We start from the raw sequence: 17,010 nt of genomic DNA, 5'->3' as shown, positions 1-17,010 counted from the left end.
CGTCGTTACTTCGCCGCCTCCACCTTCACCCGCGCATTCGGCGTCTCGCCGAACATCTCGGGTGCATACATCGCCTCGACGCGGCTGGGCGGCAGCGCGAAGTCGCCGACGTTGTTCAGGCGCACCGTGTATTCCATCTTCACTACGCCCTTGGGCAGGTACTCGTAGTAGCTGCGGAAGGCCTCGAAGCTGCGTTCCTCGAAAGCGGCCCAGCCGGCGCCGGACTTCTTCTCGCCCTGCGTGGCGATCTGCGAGTCGCGGCCGAGGCCGCCGCCGAGGATGGTCGCGCCGCCAGGAATCGGGTCGCTGATCACCACCCAGGTCATGTCGGCGCTGGCGTTCACTTCCAGCGTCACGCGCAGCACGTCGCCGCGGGTGTATTTGCCGGCTGTGGCCTGCTCGACCGGGGTGATGGTCTTCTTGATCGCATAGCCGGCCGCGAACGGTGCCTTCAGCTGCACGGCGGCAAGCGATTGCAGCGTGAGCCACGGCTTGCCGGTGCCTTGCTGGGTCACCAGCAGGGTGTCGCGCACCGGCGCGCCCGAAGGCGATGCAGCCCACGGCAGGAACATCGTGTTGTTCTTCAGGTTGCCCGGCGATGCGGGCGCGCCGAACATCGTGGTCTGGTTCGGTGCACCGGCGGCGTCGGTGGTCTTTACGCGCTCGACCTTGCTCCAGTCGACCTGCGCCTTCACCGCGCCGAGCGTGGCGGCCGTGACGCCTGCCACCGGCGTGCTCTCGAACACCTTGCTGAATTTCTCCAGCGCAAGCCCGCCCCACAGGTTGGCGGTGGTGGTGTGCCAGGCGCCGTTCTGCTGGCGGCCGATGAAGCCGTTGGCGAGCTTGCCGATGTCGTCCTTCCAGCTCGGGTCGTCCATCACGCTGAGCAGCAGGCGGGCGGTGTTGACGTCGCCGTTGGTCATGAGCCACCACCAGTAGTCGTCCTGCTCGGTGCTGAAGATGAGCTTGGTGCCCTGGTACGACAGTCGCGCCTTCAGCACGTTGTTGGCCTCGTCCAGGCGCTGCTGGCGCTGCGGCACGTCGTTCACGCGCTTCAGGATATTGAGCCAGTCGATCACCGCGCTGGTGGGCCACTGGTCCGGCGCGATGGTGATGCTGCCCAGCATGCTTCCCTTGGCCTTGCCGTAGCGCGAGAGCGCTTCGAGCGCGGCGAGCTTGCGCACGTCCAGGTCCTTGCGCGGGCTCCAGAACTCGCGCGTGATGCGGCCTTCGACAAACGCGATCAAGCCCGACTCCATCGGCGCGCGCACGTCGTCGGCGAGCGCGAAGGCGGGGTTGAGCTGCGCGGCCTCGTTCGTCGCTGCGAGCAGGTACGAGGTGAGGATGTCGCTGCCGCGGTTGGCTTCGCCGTCGCGCGGCGGGAAGTAGTTGGCCAGGCCGTCGCCGTCGAGGTATGTCGGCAACGTCGCCAGCACGCCCTGCCACATCTTCGCGTCGCGCAGGCCCACAGACTTGCTGGCCTTCTGTTCGAGGCAGATGAAGGGGTAGTTCGCGAACCAGTCCCGCACGCCCGGCAGGCCTTCGGCGAGCTTGGGCTGCAGAGAGAGCTTGAGGCCGCCGCGGCCGGGGAGGGCGTCGGCGGGCGGCGCCACGTCGAGCGTGAACGGACCGTCGATCTGCACCAGCGTGGCCTGCTGCACCGTGAGCGGCACCGCAGGCACGATGCGCTGGCGCACCTTGAGCGCGTCGCGCGCGCCGCCGAGGGTGTCTTTCGCCTCGATCTCCCACAGGATGGCTTCGGCACGCGTCTGCGCGAGCTGCGCGGGCGCGGTCACGGTCCATGCGACTTCACGCGCTTCGCCGGCCGGGATGTCCACGGTCTGCGTCTCCAGCGTGAGCAGGGTGGCGCGCGGCGTGGCCTCGACCTTCATCGGCTTCTGCGTGGTGTTGCGCAGCGTGATCTGGGCGCGGAACTGGTCGTCCTCGCGCACCAGCGGCGGCAGGCCGCTGATGATCTGCAGGTCCTGCGTGGCCTGGATGCTCGCCTGGCCGGTGCCGAAGAGGCTCGTGCCCGAATCGGCCACCGCCACGATCTTGAAGGTGGTGAGCGCGTCGTTCAGCGGCACCGTCACCACGGCCTGGCCGTTGGCGTCGAGCACCACCTTCGGGTTCCACACGAGCAGGGTGTCGAGCAGTTCGCGCGTCTGGCCCTTGCCGCCGCCGCCGCCCGCGGGCACGGCCTTGCGGCCGTAGTGGCGCCGGCCGACGATTTCCATCTGCGCGGTGGAGGTGCTCACGCCCCAGCTGCGGCGTTGCAGCATCGCGTTCAGCAGGTTCCAGCTGTCGTTGGGCATCAGCTCCAGCAGCGCCTGGTCGACCGCGGCCAGCGCCACTTCGGCGCCGGCGGCCGGCTTGCCGTCGGGCAGCTTGGCGGTGATGGTGACCTGCGCCTTGCTGCGGATCGGGTAGCTGGGCTTGTCGCTGGTGACTGTCACGTCCAGTTGGTGGGCGCGCGTGCCGACACGGATCTCGGCCATGCCCAGGCGATAGGCGGGTTTGCTCAGGTCGACCATCGCGGTGGGCGCGACGTATTCCTTGCCTTCGTACCAGAAGGCGGTCCACCACTCGCGCGGGGCCTTGAAGCCCCAGGTGAAGAAGCTGTACCACGGCACTTCGCGCAAACGGCCGCGCAGCGCGAGCACGCTGATGTACGCGTTCGGCCCCCATTCGGGCTTGACCTGCAGGGTGACCGTCGGGTCCTTGCCGTCGAGCTGCACGACATGGGTTTCGATGATGCCTTCGCGTTCCACCGAGACCAGCGCGGTCGCGAAGCGGAAGGGGCTGCGCACCTGGAACTTGGCGACCTCGCCGGGTTGGTAGCTCTTCTTCTCGGGCAGCACGTCGATGCGGTCGTTGTCCTCGCCGCCGAACCAGAGTTCGCCCTGCTTGGTCACGTAGACGGAGCTCACGGCCTTGCTGTCGCGGCCGTCGCTGTCGGTGGCGCTCGCCACGAGTTCGACTTCGCCGGCTTCCTTCAGCTCCGATTCGCACAGCAGCAGCCCGCGCGCATCGCTCTTGCCGCTGCAGACGGTGCCGATGTCCTTGGTCTCGGTCTTGTTGTCGTAGGTGTAGAAGCCGCCCACCATGCGCTTGCGGCTGGTGGTGGTGATGCGCGCCACGGCGCGCACGTTGAGCGTCACGCCGGCCTGGGGCTTGCCCGTGAGGTCGAGCGCGAGCGCCTGGAACTTGAGCTTCTGGCTGGTGGAGACCCAGCCTTCGGTCTTGATGCCGGCGATGACCGATGCGGGCCACAGCGTCTGCGTGCTGCGGATGGTCTGCACCTCGCCGTTCGGGTCGGCGTAGGTGGCTTCGAGCAGCAGCTCGCGCGCGGACTTCACCTTCGGCACCTTGTCGATCGTGACCTTGCCGGCGCCATCCTTGTTCAGGGTGAGCGGCAGCTTGTCGGCGATGACGCGGGTGTCGCTGGCGCTGTTGATGTCTTCGTCGGCGCCCGCGGTATCGGCTGCGGCGGCTGCCTGTGTGCCGTCGCCCTGGTCGGCGCGCGGCGGGTTGAAGCTGAAGGCGTCGTAGTCGGAAAAGCTTAAGGCTTTGCCGCGCACCATCGCCGACACCCGCACCGGCAGGTTGGCGGCGCCGCCGCCGGCCACGTAGTTGATCTGCACGTCGGTCGGCACGCTCGTTGCGGCCACCAGCGGTTTCTTCTCGGTGGGCGCGATGCGGCCTTCGAGCACGGGCAGGCGGAATTCCTCGACGCGGAACGTGCCGGTGCTGAAGCTGCGGCTGCCGCCGCCTTCGTCGCCATCTTCACCGTCGCCGTTGGCGTCCTTGCCGCCGCCGCTGCGCAGCATCACCTCGTACACGCCGAGCTTGGCGGCGGGCGGAATGGCAAAGCTGTTCTCCGCGCTCAGGCCGCCGGTGGCTGTCTTGCGCCAGGTGAGCGGCTGCGTGAAGCGCTGGCCGCTGCCGGTGTGGGTGACGACGAGCGTGTCGGGCCGGCTCTCCGGCAGGCCGAAGCCCTTGCTGGTCTGCGTGCGGATCAGGCTCTTCATCGACACCGTTTCGCCGGCGCGCAGGAGCGTGCGGTCGAAGATGGTGTGGGCGATGCGGTCGGGCTCGGGCTGCAGGTTGGTGGGTACGTTGAAGCGCCAGGGCTCGATGCCGCGCTGCCAGTCGCTGAAAGTGAAGGCGAGGTCTTCCACGCCCTTGTCGTCCTTGGCGCGGGCGCTCACGAACCAGGCGCCGCTGTCGTATTCGTTCGGGCCGTTGCAGCTGGGTGCCTGCGGCGACACGCCCTGCAGCGTGACGATGCCGTTGGCGTCGGTGGTGCCGGTGGCCACGGCCTTGCCGTCGCAGCTGGAGACGCGCACTTCGGCGCCCGCGACGACCTTGCCCTTGTCCAGCGTGGTGACCCAGGCCATCGAGTTCTCGCGGCCCAGCTTGAAGTGCACGGCCAGGTTGGTGGCCAGCGCGGTGGTGCGCACGTACATCGTGCGGCCGTCGGGGTAGCGCTCGTCGAGCAGGGTTTCGCCCAGTTTCTGCGAGGCGATTTCCAGCACATGGAAGCCGGGCGTCAGCGGAATGCCGATGACTTCGAAGGGGCGCGGATCGCCCGCGTCGGATTTCGGCATGTCGAGCGCCTTCACGCCCGGCTGGCCCGCCAGCAGCGACAGCATGCGGGTCTGCAGGCTGGTGCGGTTGTCCTTGTCGATGACGGGGGGCAGCGGACCCTTGACGTCCTTGCGTGCCTGTTCGCGCGAGACGGTGTAGCTGTCGTAGCGCCGCACCTTGCGGAACCACGCGATGATTTCCGCGTCGGTCTTCGGGTTCATGTCGCTGACCTTGCCGGGCGTGAGCGCCTGCACCATCAGCTGCGGCTCCACGCGGCGCACGGTCACCGGCATCATGGCCGGGGTGCCGGGCTCGGCGAGACGCTCGACCACGCCGAAGGGCGAGGCGGCGAACTTGGCGAGCGGCGGCATCGCGCCGGTCGCCACCTTCATCGGAAAGTTGCCGGGCGACGCCAGCGGCCGGCCCGAGGCGTCCTGGAAGTCCGCCGGCAGCCTGATGGAGAACTCCGTCTGCTCGGCAAAAGGCGGCTTGAACGTGACGGACTCGATCACCGTGTCCGGATTGGCCAGGTTGCCGTCGATCTCGGGGCTGAACATTTCCTTGGCGGTGTCCAGCTTGATCTGGGAAGCCAGGTGGCGCGACACCGGCGCGTTGAAGCGCAGCTCCATCGGGCGCAGCGGCAGGCAGGCGGCCTGTGCGTTCTCGCGCTCGCAGCTGAAGGACACCGCGAAGGGTTCGCGCACCTGGTAATCGAGCCGGCGCTCGACGTTGTTGGCAACGCCCGACGGCGTGGCCACGCCCTTGCCGTAGACGACCTGCACCTTGGCGCCCGGCGTCAGCGTGCGGTTGCACTGCATCGTGATGAAGCGCAGCGGCTCCTTCTCGGCCGCCTTGTCGCGGTTGAAGGCCTTGAGCACGCCCGCGCGCTGCTCGCCGTCGAGCAGCTTGACGGGAATGCGCTCGCCCACCCCGTCGGCCGCGCACCAGACGTTCTGGCGCACGCTCTCCAGCGTGGCCGCGCCGTTGAGCTCCAGCACGAACATCTGCTGCTCGTCGATGCGGGAATAGGTGCCCGGCATGTAGCTGCGCACGAACGGGCCGCCGCTATTGAATTGGTAGCGCTCCGGGCCGGTCAGCTCGCCGCCCGCGCTGGGCTTGAAGGTGGGAATGCGGGTGACGGTGCAGCGCACGCCGGGTGGCAGGTCGTTCTCGAAGTCGTAGACCCAGGCCTTGGCGTCGGTCCAGCGGCCGGTGCCCTTGCCGGCCTGTGCATCGGAGCAGCTCACCGAGAGCGGGGCGGGCGCCTTGGGGTCGCCGAAGTTGACGGCGGCCTGGTCGAACTTGGCGACGATCTGGCGCACGCGGGCCACTTCGCCTTGCGGGGTCAGGCTGGTGATCTGGAGTGCAAGGCTCGGACCGGCCAGCAGGGTACCTGCGGCCAGGAGCAACGAGGGAACGAAACGGGTCACGGAATCTCCTCCTTGGGGCAGCGCGCAGCGTAGCCGATTTGCGCGTCAGTACGGCAGTGCCAACCGTCATATGTCGTTCGCGGCCGGGCCCTGGTCAGGCGCGGTTTACATCAGCCTTCTTACAATCCATCCCGTCGTGCGTGCGCCGCGCAGACCGCCACCAAGACCTCGCCGCCGACCGATGAAACGCTACTGGGAAATAGACGCCTTGCGCGGGCTGATGCTCGTGCTGATGACCGTCACCCACCTTCCCACGCGGCTGACCGATCCGCTGGGCCAGCCTTTCGGGTTCGTCTCGGCCGCCGAGGGCTTCGTGCTGCTCTCGGCCTTCGTGGCGGGGCTGGTCTACAGCCGCATCGGCCATGTCCGTGGGGTCGAGTCGATGCGCGTCGCGTTCTGGCGGCGCGTGGTCAAGGTCTACCTGTGCCAGGCGGCGATCCTTTTGTTCCTGTTCACCGTGATTGCGGCGCTTGGGCTGCACATCGACCAGCCGGCGGTGAAGAACCTGGTGTCGTACTACCTGGCGGAGCCGCGCGACGGTTTCTTCTTCGGCCTGCTGCTCATCTACGAGCCGGCGCTGCTCGACATCCTGCCGATGTACATCTTCTTCATGCTCATGAGCCCGTGGGTGCTGGCCTTCGCCATGCGCCACGGCTGGACGCTGGTGATGGTTGCGAGCGTGGCCGTGTGGGCGGCGGCGCAATTCGGCATCAGCGAATGGATCTACGGCCTCGCCGTGCACTACCTGCACATTCCGGTGCCGTTCCACGAGATGGGTGCTTTCAACACCTACGCCTGGCAGTTCCTCTGGTTCGCGGGCCTGTGCATCGGCGCCACCCGCAACGGACCGCAGGCGCGGCCGCTGCGCTTTCCGTGGTGGCTGCTGGTGCTGGCGGCCGGCATCGCGCTCTACGGGGTCTACTGGCGCCACACAGGCATCAATGGCCAGGCGCCGTTCGGCGGCGACGTGGAGCTGAACCTGCTGTTCGACAAGTGGCAACTCGGCCCGCTGCGGCTCGTGAACCTCGTGGCGTTGGGCATCCTGGCGGTGCGCTTCGGGCCCTGGCTGATGCGCAGGATTCCGCGGCTGCATTGGCTGGAGGCGATGGGTTCGGCGTCGCTCCCGGTGTTCTGCGCGCACTTGGTGGCGGTGCTGCTGGTGCTGGCCTTCTACGGCGACAGCCAGACCGCGCGGCCCTGGTGGGGCGACGGGCTGCTGCTGCTCGCGGTGTACGCGGGGATGTACTTCGTGGCGCGGTTCACGCGCGGTGCCGATGTGCCGCCGCCGGCGGATGACGTGCCGACCGAGCCGGTGCGGGTCTAGCCATCGCGGTAACTTTTTTCGGGGGCGTGATGACGATGATCGATTCTGCTTTCTCCAGATATGTGCTGGCCGCGTGGGTACTGGCTTGGGGTGGAATGGCGCAGTCAGCCCTGTCGGACGCGGTTCAGCAGGAAGTGCAGCAACGCCTGGCCTGTTACGGCACCGCCGATCAGGGCGCGTGCGAAATCGCGCTTGGCGACAGTGGCACACCGTTCGGGCGTGTCTATCGCGGTCATGCGCTCATGCTGAGTTCGAAGGTCGATGCGACTGTCCGTGCGCGCGCGATGGAAGACTTCCGCTTCGCGGCGGCGCAAGGCTATCCCCCCGCCTATGAAGCCCTCGCAATCCATCTCGAGCGAGGTTCCGACAGAAGCGAGAGCCTTCGTTGGCGCTGGCTCGCGGCCGAGCATGGCATCGCAGATGCGGCGAAACAGCTGGGCGGGCGCATCGGCCTTGACGGCCGGGACCGGAAGTCGGTGGCCGATCGCATGTTCCTTTCCTGGATTTCCTGTCACCCGGCCTCGTTCGATACCGGTGGCCACATGACGTTCAGGCTGTACGAGGCGCGCAAGGCGTCACCGAGCGTGGACTTTGCGCAGACGGTGGCGCAGAGGCACGCGGTGCTTCTGCGGGAAGCTGAATCGAAAGCAGCAAACTTCCTGCGCGGCTGCGTGCCGGGCACCTACTACCTGGGTAGCTTGCCCGCTGCCGAGCAGGTCGAGGTGCGCAGGGAAGTGCGCGCACGCATGGTTCAGACGCTGAAGAACATCCGGGAAGCGGCGCAAAAATTTCCGGACCTGGAGCTGCTCACGCTCCCCGAATACCAGGATCTCCTGCCGCCGCCCTGATGGCGTTCAAGGCAGGCTGGAGGCGGGCGTTCCCGTGACCGGTACGTCGGCACCTGGCAGGTGCGACGCAATCACCGAGTGCCACAGCCGGTAGCCCGCATCCGTCATGTGCAGCCTGTCCCCGCGGAACAACTCCATCCGCGGCCGGCCGTCGGCGCCGAGCATCGGCGTGTAGATGTCGATGAACTCGCTGTTGGGCAGCAGGTTGAGGTAGGCCGAGATCACGTGGTTGGTCTCGCGGATCTGCGGCATCAGCTGCTCGCGCGACGGGCTGGGCTTGACCGAGATGAAGCTGATGCGCGCATCCGGGAGCTCGGCGCGCACCGCGTTGGCAAAGCGCGCGAAGCTGTCGAGCACCTGCAGCGGCGTGCGGCCCTCGGCCAGGTCGTTGTCGCCGGCATACACCACCACCTGCCGCGGCTTGTAGCGCACCACCAGTTCGCGGGCGAACAGGCTGCAGTCGGCCAGCGTCGAGCCGCCGAAGCCGCGGTTGACGACGCCGCCGGGCACGCGGGCAAAGTCCTGCGCAAGGCGGGTCCACATGCGCACGGTGGAGCTGCCCACGAACACCACGCCGCCCGGGGGCGGCAGGCGCTCCTGGTCGGCGCGTGCGAAGGCCGCGAGCTCGTTGTGCCAGCGGGCCTTGGCGGCGAGGTAGTCGGAGGTGGCGTCCGCGGCGGTGGCGCCGTCCGCCTCGTAGGGGAAGGCGGCCGAGGCGGTCTGGGCGTGGGAGGCAAGCGCCGCCATCAGCAGCGCGGCCGCGGCCAGCGCGGATTTCATCGAAGGCATCGGAAAGACGGAAGAAAGCAAATCAGATTGTTTTTTCGATCAGGGCGCCCTTGAACACGACGGGACCCTTCGGAGCGCTGCCCGGTGGCACGCCGCCCTTGGCTTCCAGGGTAACGGCCAGGGTCGGCACCTGGTGCACATCGGATTCTGACGCAGCCAGCCGCAGGGCCGGTGCGTTGTCGAGCACGCCGAGCGAACGCGGCGCGCCGCCGGGCGGCAGGGCCCAGAGCTGCAGCGACTTGTCGGTGCCTTCGCTGTAGCTGCCCACGCGCTGCAGCACCAGCTGCTTCTTCTTCGGATCGAAGGTCACCAGCAGCGAGGCGGCGGCCTGGTCGTCGGACAGCACGGCCACGTACTGCACGGCCGGCGCGTTGATCAATTGGTCGCGCAGGTTCAGGCCCACCACCACCGCCAGCACGGTGGCCAGCGCGCCGGCGGCCGTGGCGCCGCGCCAGAGCGCCAGGCTGCTGAGCCATCCGCCTTGCGGCTTGGCGGCGTCCCGGGCATTGGCATCGTCGCGCTGCCGCTCGATGGCGTGCTGCGCCTTCTCGGCATCGATGATGTTGCGGATGCGGGTCCAGACGGCGGCGTCGGGAACGATCGGGCTCTGCAGCTCGGTCATGCTCGCGAGCCGGCTCTGCCAGACCAGCGCCGCGGCGCGCACCGGCGCCTGTTCGCGCGCCAGGGCTTCGAAACGGCGGCGGGCGCCGCCGCGCAGGGTGCCGAGCGCATGGCTCGCGGCCAGCAGTTCGAGCAGTTCGGGGTGGGCGGTGAGGTTCATGAGGGGGCTGCTTTCTTCACCGTCACGCAAAGCGTCCCATGCAGACGCGCAGTTTTTCCAGGCCGCGCCGGATCCAGGTCTTGACCGTGCCCAGCGGCAGCTTGAGCTGCTCGGCCAGTTCGCCGTGGCTCATCTCGCGCAGGTAGGCCAGGCTGACCACTTCGCGCTGCTTGCCTTCGAGCTGGCGAAGGCACTGGTGCAGCGCCCAGGCCTGTTCGCTCGCATCGGCCGTGTCGGCGGGGTTGGGCGCATCCGATTCGAGGGTGTCGGCCATCAGCTCGTCGAACTCCTGCGTGAGCTGGGCGCGGTCGGCGGTGCGGCGGCGCAAGAGGTCGAGCGCACGGCTGCGCACGATCAGGCCCAGCCAGGCGAGCGGCGGGCTCAGCGTGGCGCGGTAGTCGCCGGCCACGCGCCAGACCGTCAGAAAAGCCTCTTGCAGCACATCCTCGGCCCACTCGCGCTGCCGGACCACGCGCATCGCCAGGCCCATGAGCTTGGGCGCAGTGCGGTCGTAGAGCTGGCGCAGGGCGGCTTCGTCGCGATGGCCGATCCGATCGATCAGCGCCATCAGTTCGGCGTCGGGGCTGGGTGCTGTCATCGGCGGATTGTCGGGCATCGCTGGGCATGGACAAGGTACGGCCCCGCCGGGTCGCCGGATTCAAACAACAGACCTCCAGAACCCCAGCCAACCCCGGTTTTGGAAACATTCGTTAACGTATACTGCCCCGCAAAATCGGAGCGGGGCCGCGCATGCGCGGGAGGCGGAATGAAGCAAATTGCGATCGTCATCGTGCTCTGCGTGGGCGCGTGGTACTTCTTTGTCGGCGGCCGCAAGCTCGACGAGCCGATGGTGCGCGACTACTACTACAAGGAAGCGCGCGCCATTTCCGCCAACGACGCCGACAAGCTGTGCAAGCAGCTCAGCCGCAAGGCCGTCATCGAGAGCAAGACCACGATGATGGGCAAGACGGTGGAGACCACGCACAACCGTGACGAGGCCTGCGAGGCCCAGCACCGGACCTTCGAGAAGCTGCGCGGGATCAGCGACCAGGTCGGCAGCATCCTCGCCATCGAGTACGACTACCACATCGACAGCGTCGAGCTTGCGCCAGACCGCAAGAGCGCCACCGTCCAGGGCACCAGCGTGCTCAAGATGGGCGAGTCGATCCTCCAGTTCAAGACCAGCTTCACCCAGCGCCTGGAGCGCGAGCTGGGCCAGGTGCGCCTCGTGCATGCCGACGAGGCCACCGTGGTGCGCGTGGGCGGCCGCGGCGCCATGAGCCAGAGCGACTTCTTCCGCAAATAAGGGTCGGCCATGATCGTCCAGGATTCACTGCCACCCCCGCCGCCGTTCTGGCACCGCCTCAACAGCTTCTTCGCCTTTCCGCTCCAGTTGCGGCCGCTGGCCTATGGCCTCGTGCTGTCGTTCTGCAGCCTGCTTTTCGAGGCGGTGTTCTTCCTGCCCGACGCGCTGGCGTTCATCGTCATCGAGATCGGCATCATGCTGGCGGCCAGCCGCTACGGCTTCAAGATCACCGCGCTCGGTGCGCGCGGCATCTGGCAGTCGGCCGACTTCGCGCGCGAATCGAGCGACGAGTGGACCTACCTGCCGTGGAAGCTCTTCGCCATCTCGCTGGTGCAGGGTTTCCTGATCGGCTGGCTCGCGTGGTACGAGCCGGTGCTGGGCACCGTCGCGCTGTTCGTCATGTCGTTCAGCTTCCCGGCCGCGGTGCTGGTGCTGGTGCAGTCGGGCAGCTTCTTCCAGGCGATGAACCCCGGGCATGTGTGGGATGCGATCCGCACCGTCGGCTGGCCCTATGCGCTGCTGTGCCTGTTCCTGTTCATGCTGAGCACGGGTGCGCAGATCGCCATTTCGATGGTGGTGCCGATGTTCGACGGCCGCATCATCCTGCCGATCGTCAACTTCGCGTTCATCTACTTCGGCTGGGTCATGGCGAGCCTGCTGGGCTACGTGATGTACCAGCACCACGACGCCTTCGGCATCGACGTGGTGCCCGGCGGCGGCGTGGGCGATGGCATGCCGGTGGACCGCCGCACGCCCGCGCAGATCGCCGCGCAGCGCATCGATGCCGAGGTGGCGCAGTTCATCACCGAAGGCGACCTGCCCGCGGCGCTGGGCACCGCCTACGAGGCGCAGCGCACCGCCCCCATCGACGACCTGGCCGCGCAGCGCCGCTATTACCGGGTACTGTCGATGATGCCGGACAAGCAGAGCACGATGCTCGACCAGGCCAAGCGCTTCATTCCGCTGCTGATGCGGCGCGATCTGTCGTCCGAAGCACTCAAGGTCTTCAAGGCCTGCCGCGAAAAGGACAAGGCCTTCTCGCTCGACGACGCTGTCATGGTGATCGCGATGGCGCGCGCCGAATGGCGCAACGGCGATGCGCACGCCACGCTGGCGCTGCTGTCGGGGTTCGACCGGCGCTTCCGTGGGCACGAGGCGATTCCGCAAGCTTATGAACTCGCGGCGCGCGCGCTTGTGCAGGGCCTGGGACGCGCCGACATGGCGCAGCCCATCCTCACCACGATGGAGTCGCGCTACCCCGACAGCGAGCAGACGCAGGAAGTGCGCTGGCTGCTGCGGCCGGCCGCAGCAGCCTAGTCAGCCGTTCCCGTCCGCGCCTTCGCTCCAGCCGCCACCCAGCGTCCTGTAGATCGTGAGCCGGTTGGTCTGCTCGGTGAGCTGCAGGCCGATCAGCGTCTGCTGCGCCGCGTAGTGGGCGCGCTGCGCGTCCAGCACATCGAGGAAGCTGCTCGCGCCGCTCCTGAAGAGCGACTGCGACAGCTCGAAGCTGCGCGAGGTCGCACCCAACAGCGAGCGCTGCGCATCGAGCCGTTCGGCCAGCGTGCGGCGCTCGGCCAGCGCATCGGCCACTTCGCGGAAGGCGGTCTGCACCGTCTTCTCGTAGGTCGCGAGCTGGATCTTCTGCTGCGCCTCGGCCACTTTCAGGTTCGAGCGGTTCGCACCGCCGTCGAAGATCGGCACGCTGATCGATGGCGCAAAGCTCCACGCCTTGCTGCCGCTCGTGAACAGGCCCGAGAGCGTGCTGCTCGCCGTACCCGCCGAAGCCGTGAGCGCGATGCGCGGAAAGAAGGCCGCGCGCGCCGCGCCGATGTCGGCGTTGCTTGCGCGCAGGGCGTGCTCGGCGGCGCGCACGTCGGGGCGCTGCTGCAGCACGTTCGACGAGAGGCCTGCCGGGGGCACGAGCAGTTGCGCGGCTTCGGCCGTCGCCGTGGTCGGCAGCAGCTCTGCCGGTGGCGTGGTGCCTACCAGCAGGGCGAGTGCGTTGCGGTCCTGTTCCACCAGACTGTCGAACGCGGCGGCGTCCGCCCGCGCGGCATCCACCGTGCTCTGCGACTGCGCGAGCGCCAGGCCCGATTGCGAACCCAGCGCATGGCTGCGCTGGATCAGGTCATAGGACTTGCGTTGGCTCTCGAGCGTGCTGCGCGCGAGCGCCAGGCGCTGCTCGTCCGCGGCCAGCTGCAGCCAGGCCGTGGCCACGGAAGCCACCAGGCTGATCTGCGTGCTGCGCCGGGTTTCCTCGGTCTGGAAGTAGCTCTGCAACGCCGATTCGCCGAGGTTGCGCACGCGGCCGAACAGGTCGAGCTCGTAGGCCGTCATGCCGAGGTCGGCGCTGTACTGCGAAGAGATGCGTGCCTCGCCGCTGGTCGAGAGGCTGCCCGGCGTGCGCGAGCGGCTGCCGCCCGCGCCGGCCTCGATGGTCGGGAACAGGCCCGCGCGCGCAATGCCGTACTGGGCGCGTGCGCGCTCGATGTTGAGCGCCGCCACGCGCAGGTCGCGGTTGTTGGCGAGCGCGAGTTCGATCACGCCCTGCAGCTGCTTGTCGACGAAGAAATCGCGCCAGTTGACGTCGAGCGGCGTGGCCGTGGCGACGCCGCCCGAAGGCAAGGCCTGCGGTACGGGCGAGGCCGGCGTTTCATACGCTGGCGCGAGGCTGATGCAGCCCGAGAGCACCACCGAAGCCATGGCCGCGCAGGCCAGCGTGCGCAGCGGAAAGCGGGAAAGGGATGTGCGTCGCATCAGTGGCCTCCCTGTTCCACCGTGGACGCAGGCAATGCGTCCGTCGATTCGGCCTTGGCCGGCTTGCGCCTGCCCTCCAGCCACCCGCGGATCAGCGCGAAGAACAACGGCACGAAGAAGATGCCGAGCGCGGTGCCCACCACCATGCCGCCCAGCACCGCGGTGCCGATCGACTGGCGGCCACCCGCGCCCGCGCCGGTGCCGATGGCCAGCGGCAGCACGCCGAAGCCGAAGGCCAGCGAGGTCATCAGGATCGGGCGCAGCCGCAGGCGCACCGCTTCCAGCGTCGCCTCGATCACGCCCTTGCCCTGCTCCTGCAACTGCTTGGCGAACTCCACGATCAGGATCGCGTTCTTCGACGAGAGCCCCACCGTCGTCAGCAGGCCGACCTGGAAGTACACGTCGTTGCTCAGGCCCCGGAAGCTGGTGAACAGCAGCGCCCCCACGATGCCCAGTGGCACCACCAGGATCACCGAGAACGGCACCGACCAGCTCTCGTAGAGCGCCGCCAGGCACAGGAACACGAACAGGATCGAGATCGCGTAGAGCACCGGCGCCTGCGCGCCCGAGAGCCGTTCCTGGAACGACGCGCCGGTCCATTCGTAGCCGATGCCGGGCGGCATCTGCTTCATCACTTCGTCCACCGCGGCCATGGCGTCACCCGAACTCACGCCCGGTGCGGCATCGCCCACGAACTCGTAGCTCGGGCTGCCGTTGTAGCGCTGAAGCTGCGGCGAGCCATACGTCCAGCGCGAACTCGAGAACGCCGGGAACGACACCATCTGCCCCAGGCTGTTGCGCACGCTCCAGCGGTCGATGTCGGCGGGCAGCATGCGAAAGGCGGTGTCGCCCTGCATGTACACGCGCTTGACGCGGCCGTTGTCCAGGAAGTCGTTGATGTAGGTGCCGCCCATCGCGCTCGAGAGCGTGCTGTCGATGTCGGCGGTGGCCAGGCTCGCCGCGCCGGCGCGGGCGTCGTCGATGTCCACCGCGAACTGCGGCGTGTCGTCCAGGTTGTTGCTGCGCACGTTCACGACCGCGTCGGAGCGCTTGGAGAGCAGTTCGATGACCTGGTCGCGCGCCTTCACCAGCGCGTCGTGGCCGAGGCCGTTGACGTCCTTCAGGTGGAAGTTGAAGCCCGCGTTGGCACCCAGCCCGCGCACCGCCGGCGGCAGCAGCACGAACACGCGCGCATCGCGGATGGTCGACAGGTCCTTGTTGGCGCGGCGCGCGAGCGCGGCGGCCGATTGCCCGTCGCCTTCGCGCTCGGCCCAGTCCTTGAGCTTGACGAAGGCGCGCGCCGAACTCTGGTCGCCGTTCTGCCCGGTGATGACGTTCACGCTCACCACCTCGGGCTGCCTGGTGAAGTAGTCCTGCATCTGCGTGACCACCGGCTGCAGCCGCGCGTCCGAAGCGCCCGGCGGCAGCGTCACCTGCACCTGCAGGAAGGCCTGGTCCTCGTCGGGCAGGAAGGAGGTGGGCAGGCGCATGAACAGCACCGCCATCGCGGCCGCGATCAGCAGGTACACCACGAGGCTGCGCTTGCCGCGCCGCACGATGCCGCCCACGATGCCCTGGTAGCGGTCGGCGCCCTTGTCGAAGTTGCGGTTGAAGCCTGCGAAGAAACGGTCGACTGCTCCCAGCATGCCCTTCCGCGGCACCGCGTGCTGGCCCTTGGCAACAGGCTTGAGCAGCGTCGCGCACAGCGCCGGCGTGAGCGTGAGCGCCACGAGAACCGACAGCGCCATCGCCGAGACGATGGTGATCGAGAACTGCCGGTAGATCACGCCGGTCGAGCCGCCGAAGAAGGCCATCGGGATGAACACCGCCGACAGCACCAGCGCAATGCCCACCAGCGCGGGCGTGATCTCGGCCATCGACTTGCGCGTGGCTTCCTTGGGCGAGAGGCCCTCTTCATGCATCACGCGCTCGACGTTCTCGACCACCACGATGGCATCGTCCACCAGCAGGCCGATGGCCAGCACCATGCCGAACATGGTGAGCGTGTTGATCGAGTAGCCCGCAATGGAGAGCACGCCGAAGGTGCCCAGGAGCACCACCGGCACTGCGATGGCCGGGATCAGCGTCGCGCGGAAGTTCTGCAGGAAGATGTACATCACCAGCACGACCAGCAGCATCGCTTCGGCCAGCGCCTTGACCACCTCGTCGATCGACGCGCTCACGAAGGGCGTGGTGTCGTAGCTCACGAAGGTCTGCAGCTGGTTCGGAAAGAGCGGCTGCAGCTCGGCCACCTTGGCCTTTACCGCCTCGGCCACCTGCACCGCGTTGGCGCCGTCGGCCAGCACCACGCCCAGGCCTGCGCCGGGGCGGCCGCCCAGCTGCGAGCGCACCGTGAGGTTCTCGGCGCCCAGCTCCACGCGCGCCACGTCGCGCAGGCGCACTACGGCGCCGTCGGGCGTGGCGCGCAGCACCACGTTCTCGAACTGCTCGACGGTCTGCAGCTTGCTGCGGGCGGTGATGGTGGCGTTGAGCTGCTGCTGCGCCCCGGCCGGCAGCGCGCCCAGTTGGCCGGCCGAGACCTGCGCGTTCTGCGCGGTGATGGCGCTGCCCACGTCCGAGGGCATGAGCGCGTACTTGCGCAGCTTGTCGGGGTCGAGCCAGAGGCGCATCGCGTAGCCGGTGCCGAGTGTCTGCACTTCGCCCACGCCGTCGATGCGGCTGATCACGTCGACCAGGTTGCTGCTGATGTAGTCGCCCACGTCCACCGCGGAGGCGCTGCCGTCGCCCGAGTACATCGAGACGATCAGCAAGAAGTCGTTGCCGCCCTTGGTGACCGTGACGCCGCGGCTCTGCACCTGCTGCGGCAGGCGCGACATGGCCTGCTGCAGCTTGTTCTGCACCTGCATCTGGGCCACGTCGATGTTGGTGCCCGCGTTGAAGGTGAGCGACAGGCGCGCCACGCCTGAGGAGTTGCTGGTCGACTGCATGTAGAGCAGGTTGTCCAGCCCCTTCATCTGCTGCTCGATGACCTGGGTGACCGAGTCTTCGACCGTCTTGGCCGAGGCGCCGGTGTAGGTGGCGTTGATCGACACGCGCGGCGGCGCGATATCGGGGTACTGCTCCAGCGGCAGCGTGCGGATGGCCATCAGCCCGGCGAGCATGATGACGATGGAAAGCACCCACGCGAAGATGGGGCGGTCGATGAAGAACTGGGCCATGGCGGG

10 protein-coding genes are annotated in these 17,010 nt (G+C 68.1%); 4 read left to right on the top strand and 6 right to left on the bottom strand.

What is annotated here, in order from left to right; genetic code table 11:
* Positions 1–5: 5 nt before the first annotated feature.
* Positions 6–6,020, bottom strand: coding sequence for an alpha-2-macroglobulin family protein (locus ACSFA7_RS23590; RefSeq protein WP_435501594.1), 6,015 nt, complete (start codon positions 6,018–6,020; stop codon positions 6–8).
* A 181-nt stretch (positions 6,021–6,201) separates the two neighbouring features.
* Here ACSFA7_RS23590 and opgC point away from each other — a divergent pair, with 181 nt between their 5' ends.
* Together opgC and ACSFA7_RS23580 are read left to right on the top strand one after the other, a co-directional pair.
* A complete protein-coding gene (gene opgC, locus ACSFA7_RS23585) occupies positions 6,202–7,344 on the top strand; it encodes an OpgC domain-containing protein (RefSeq protein WP_435501593.1) in 1,143 nt (380 codons plus the stop codon).
* A 29-nt stretch (positions 7,345–7,373) separates the two neighbouring features.
* Positions 7,374–8,192, top strand: a complete 819-nt coding sequence (locus ACSFA7_RS23580) for an SEL1-like repeat protein (protein ID WP_435501592.1) — start codon at positions 7,374–7,376, stop codon at positions 8,190–8,192.
* Positions 8,193–8,198: 6 nt separating this feature from the next.
* On the opposite strand, the gene ACSFA7_RS23575 is transcribed toward ACSFA7_RS23580, so the two are convergent.
* The 3 genes from ACSFA7_RS23575 to ACSFA7_RS23565 are packed head-to-tail and all read right to left on the bottom strand — an operon-like array spanning position 8,199 to position 10,360.
* Positions 8,199–8,972, bottom strand: a complete 774-nt coding sequence (locus ACSFA7_RS23575) for an SGNH/GDSL hydrolase family protein (RefSeq protein ID WP_435501806.1) — start codon at positions 8,970–8,972, stop codon at positions 8,199–8,201.
* A 31-nt stretch (positions 8,973–9,003) separates the two neighbouring features.
* Positions 9,004–9,762: an anti-sigma factor gene (locus ACSFA7_RS23570; protein ID WP_435501591.1), complete on the bottom strand. Its 759-nt coding sequence runs from the start codon at positions 9,760–9,762 to the stop codon at positions 9,004–9,006.
* 22 nt (positions 9,763–9,784) lie between these two features.
* Entirely contained in the window at positions 9,785–10,360 is a 576-nt protein-coding gene (locus ACSFA7_RS23565) for an RNA polymerase sigma factor (RefSeq protein WP_435501590.1), read from the bottom strand.
* A gap of 168 nt (positions 10,361–10,528) precedes the next feature.
* Between ACSFA7_RS23565 and ACSFA7_RS23560 the strand changes: the two genes are divergently transcribed.
* Together ACSFA7_RS23560 and ACSFA7_RS23555 are read left to right on the top strand one after the other, a co-directional pair.
* The gene (locus tag ACSFA7_RS23560) at positions 10,529–11,068 is read left to right on the top strand and encodes a hypothetical protein (RefSeq protein WP_435501589.1); all 540 of its coding nucleotides are present in this window, start codon (positions 10,529–10,531) and stop codon (positions 11,066–11,068) included.
* Positions 11,069–11,077: 9 nt separating this feature from the next.
* Positions 11,078–12,385: a hypothetical protein gene (locus ACSFA7_RS23555; RefSeq protein ID WP_435501588.1), complete on the top strand. Its 1,308-nt coding sequence runs from the start codon at positions 11,078–11,080 to the stop codon at positions 12,383–12,385.
* Here the strand turns inward: ACSFA7_RS23555 and ACSFA7_RS23550 are convergent, their stop codons facing one another.
* Both ACSFA7_RS23550 and ACSFA7_RS23545 read right to left on the bottom strand, forming a co-directional pair.
* Positions 12,386–13,825, bottom strand: a complete 1,440-nt coding sequence (locus ACSFA7_RS23550; RefSeq protein WP_435501587.1) for an efflux transporter outer membrane subunit — start codon at positions 13,823–13,825, stop codon at positions 12,386–12,388.
* Positions 13,825–17,004 carry an efflux RND transporter permease subunit gene (locus tag ACSFA7_RS23545; RefSeq protein ID WP_435501586.1) on the bottom strand — a complete coding sequence of 1,060 codons (3,180 nt, stop codon included), beginning with the start codon at positions 17,002–17,004 and terminating at the stop codon, positions 13,825–13,827. Before ACSFA7_RS23545 ends, ACSFA7_RS23550 begins: the two co-directional genes overlap by 1 nt.
* Between the last annotated feature and the right edge of the window lie 6 nt (positions 17,005–17,010).

This window comes from Variovorax trehalosi (assembly GCF_051216415.1).
In the GTDB taxonomy this organism is placed as follows: domain Bacteria; phylum Pseudomonadota; class Gammaproteobacteria; order Burkholderiales; family Burkholderiaceae_C; genus Variovorax.
The sequence above is the reverse complement of the archived record's forward strand: the minus strand, read 5'-3'. Positions and strand labels throughout refer to the sequence as shown.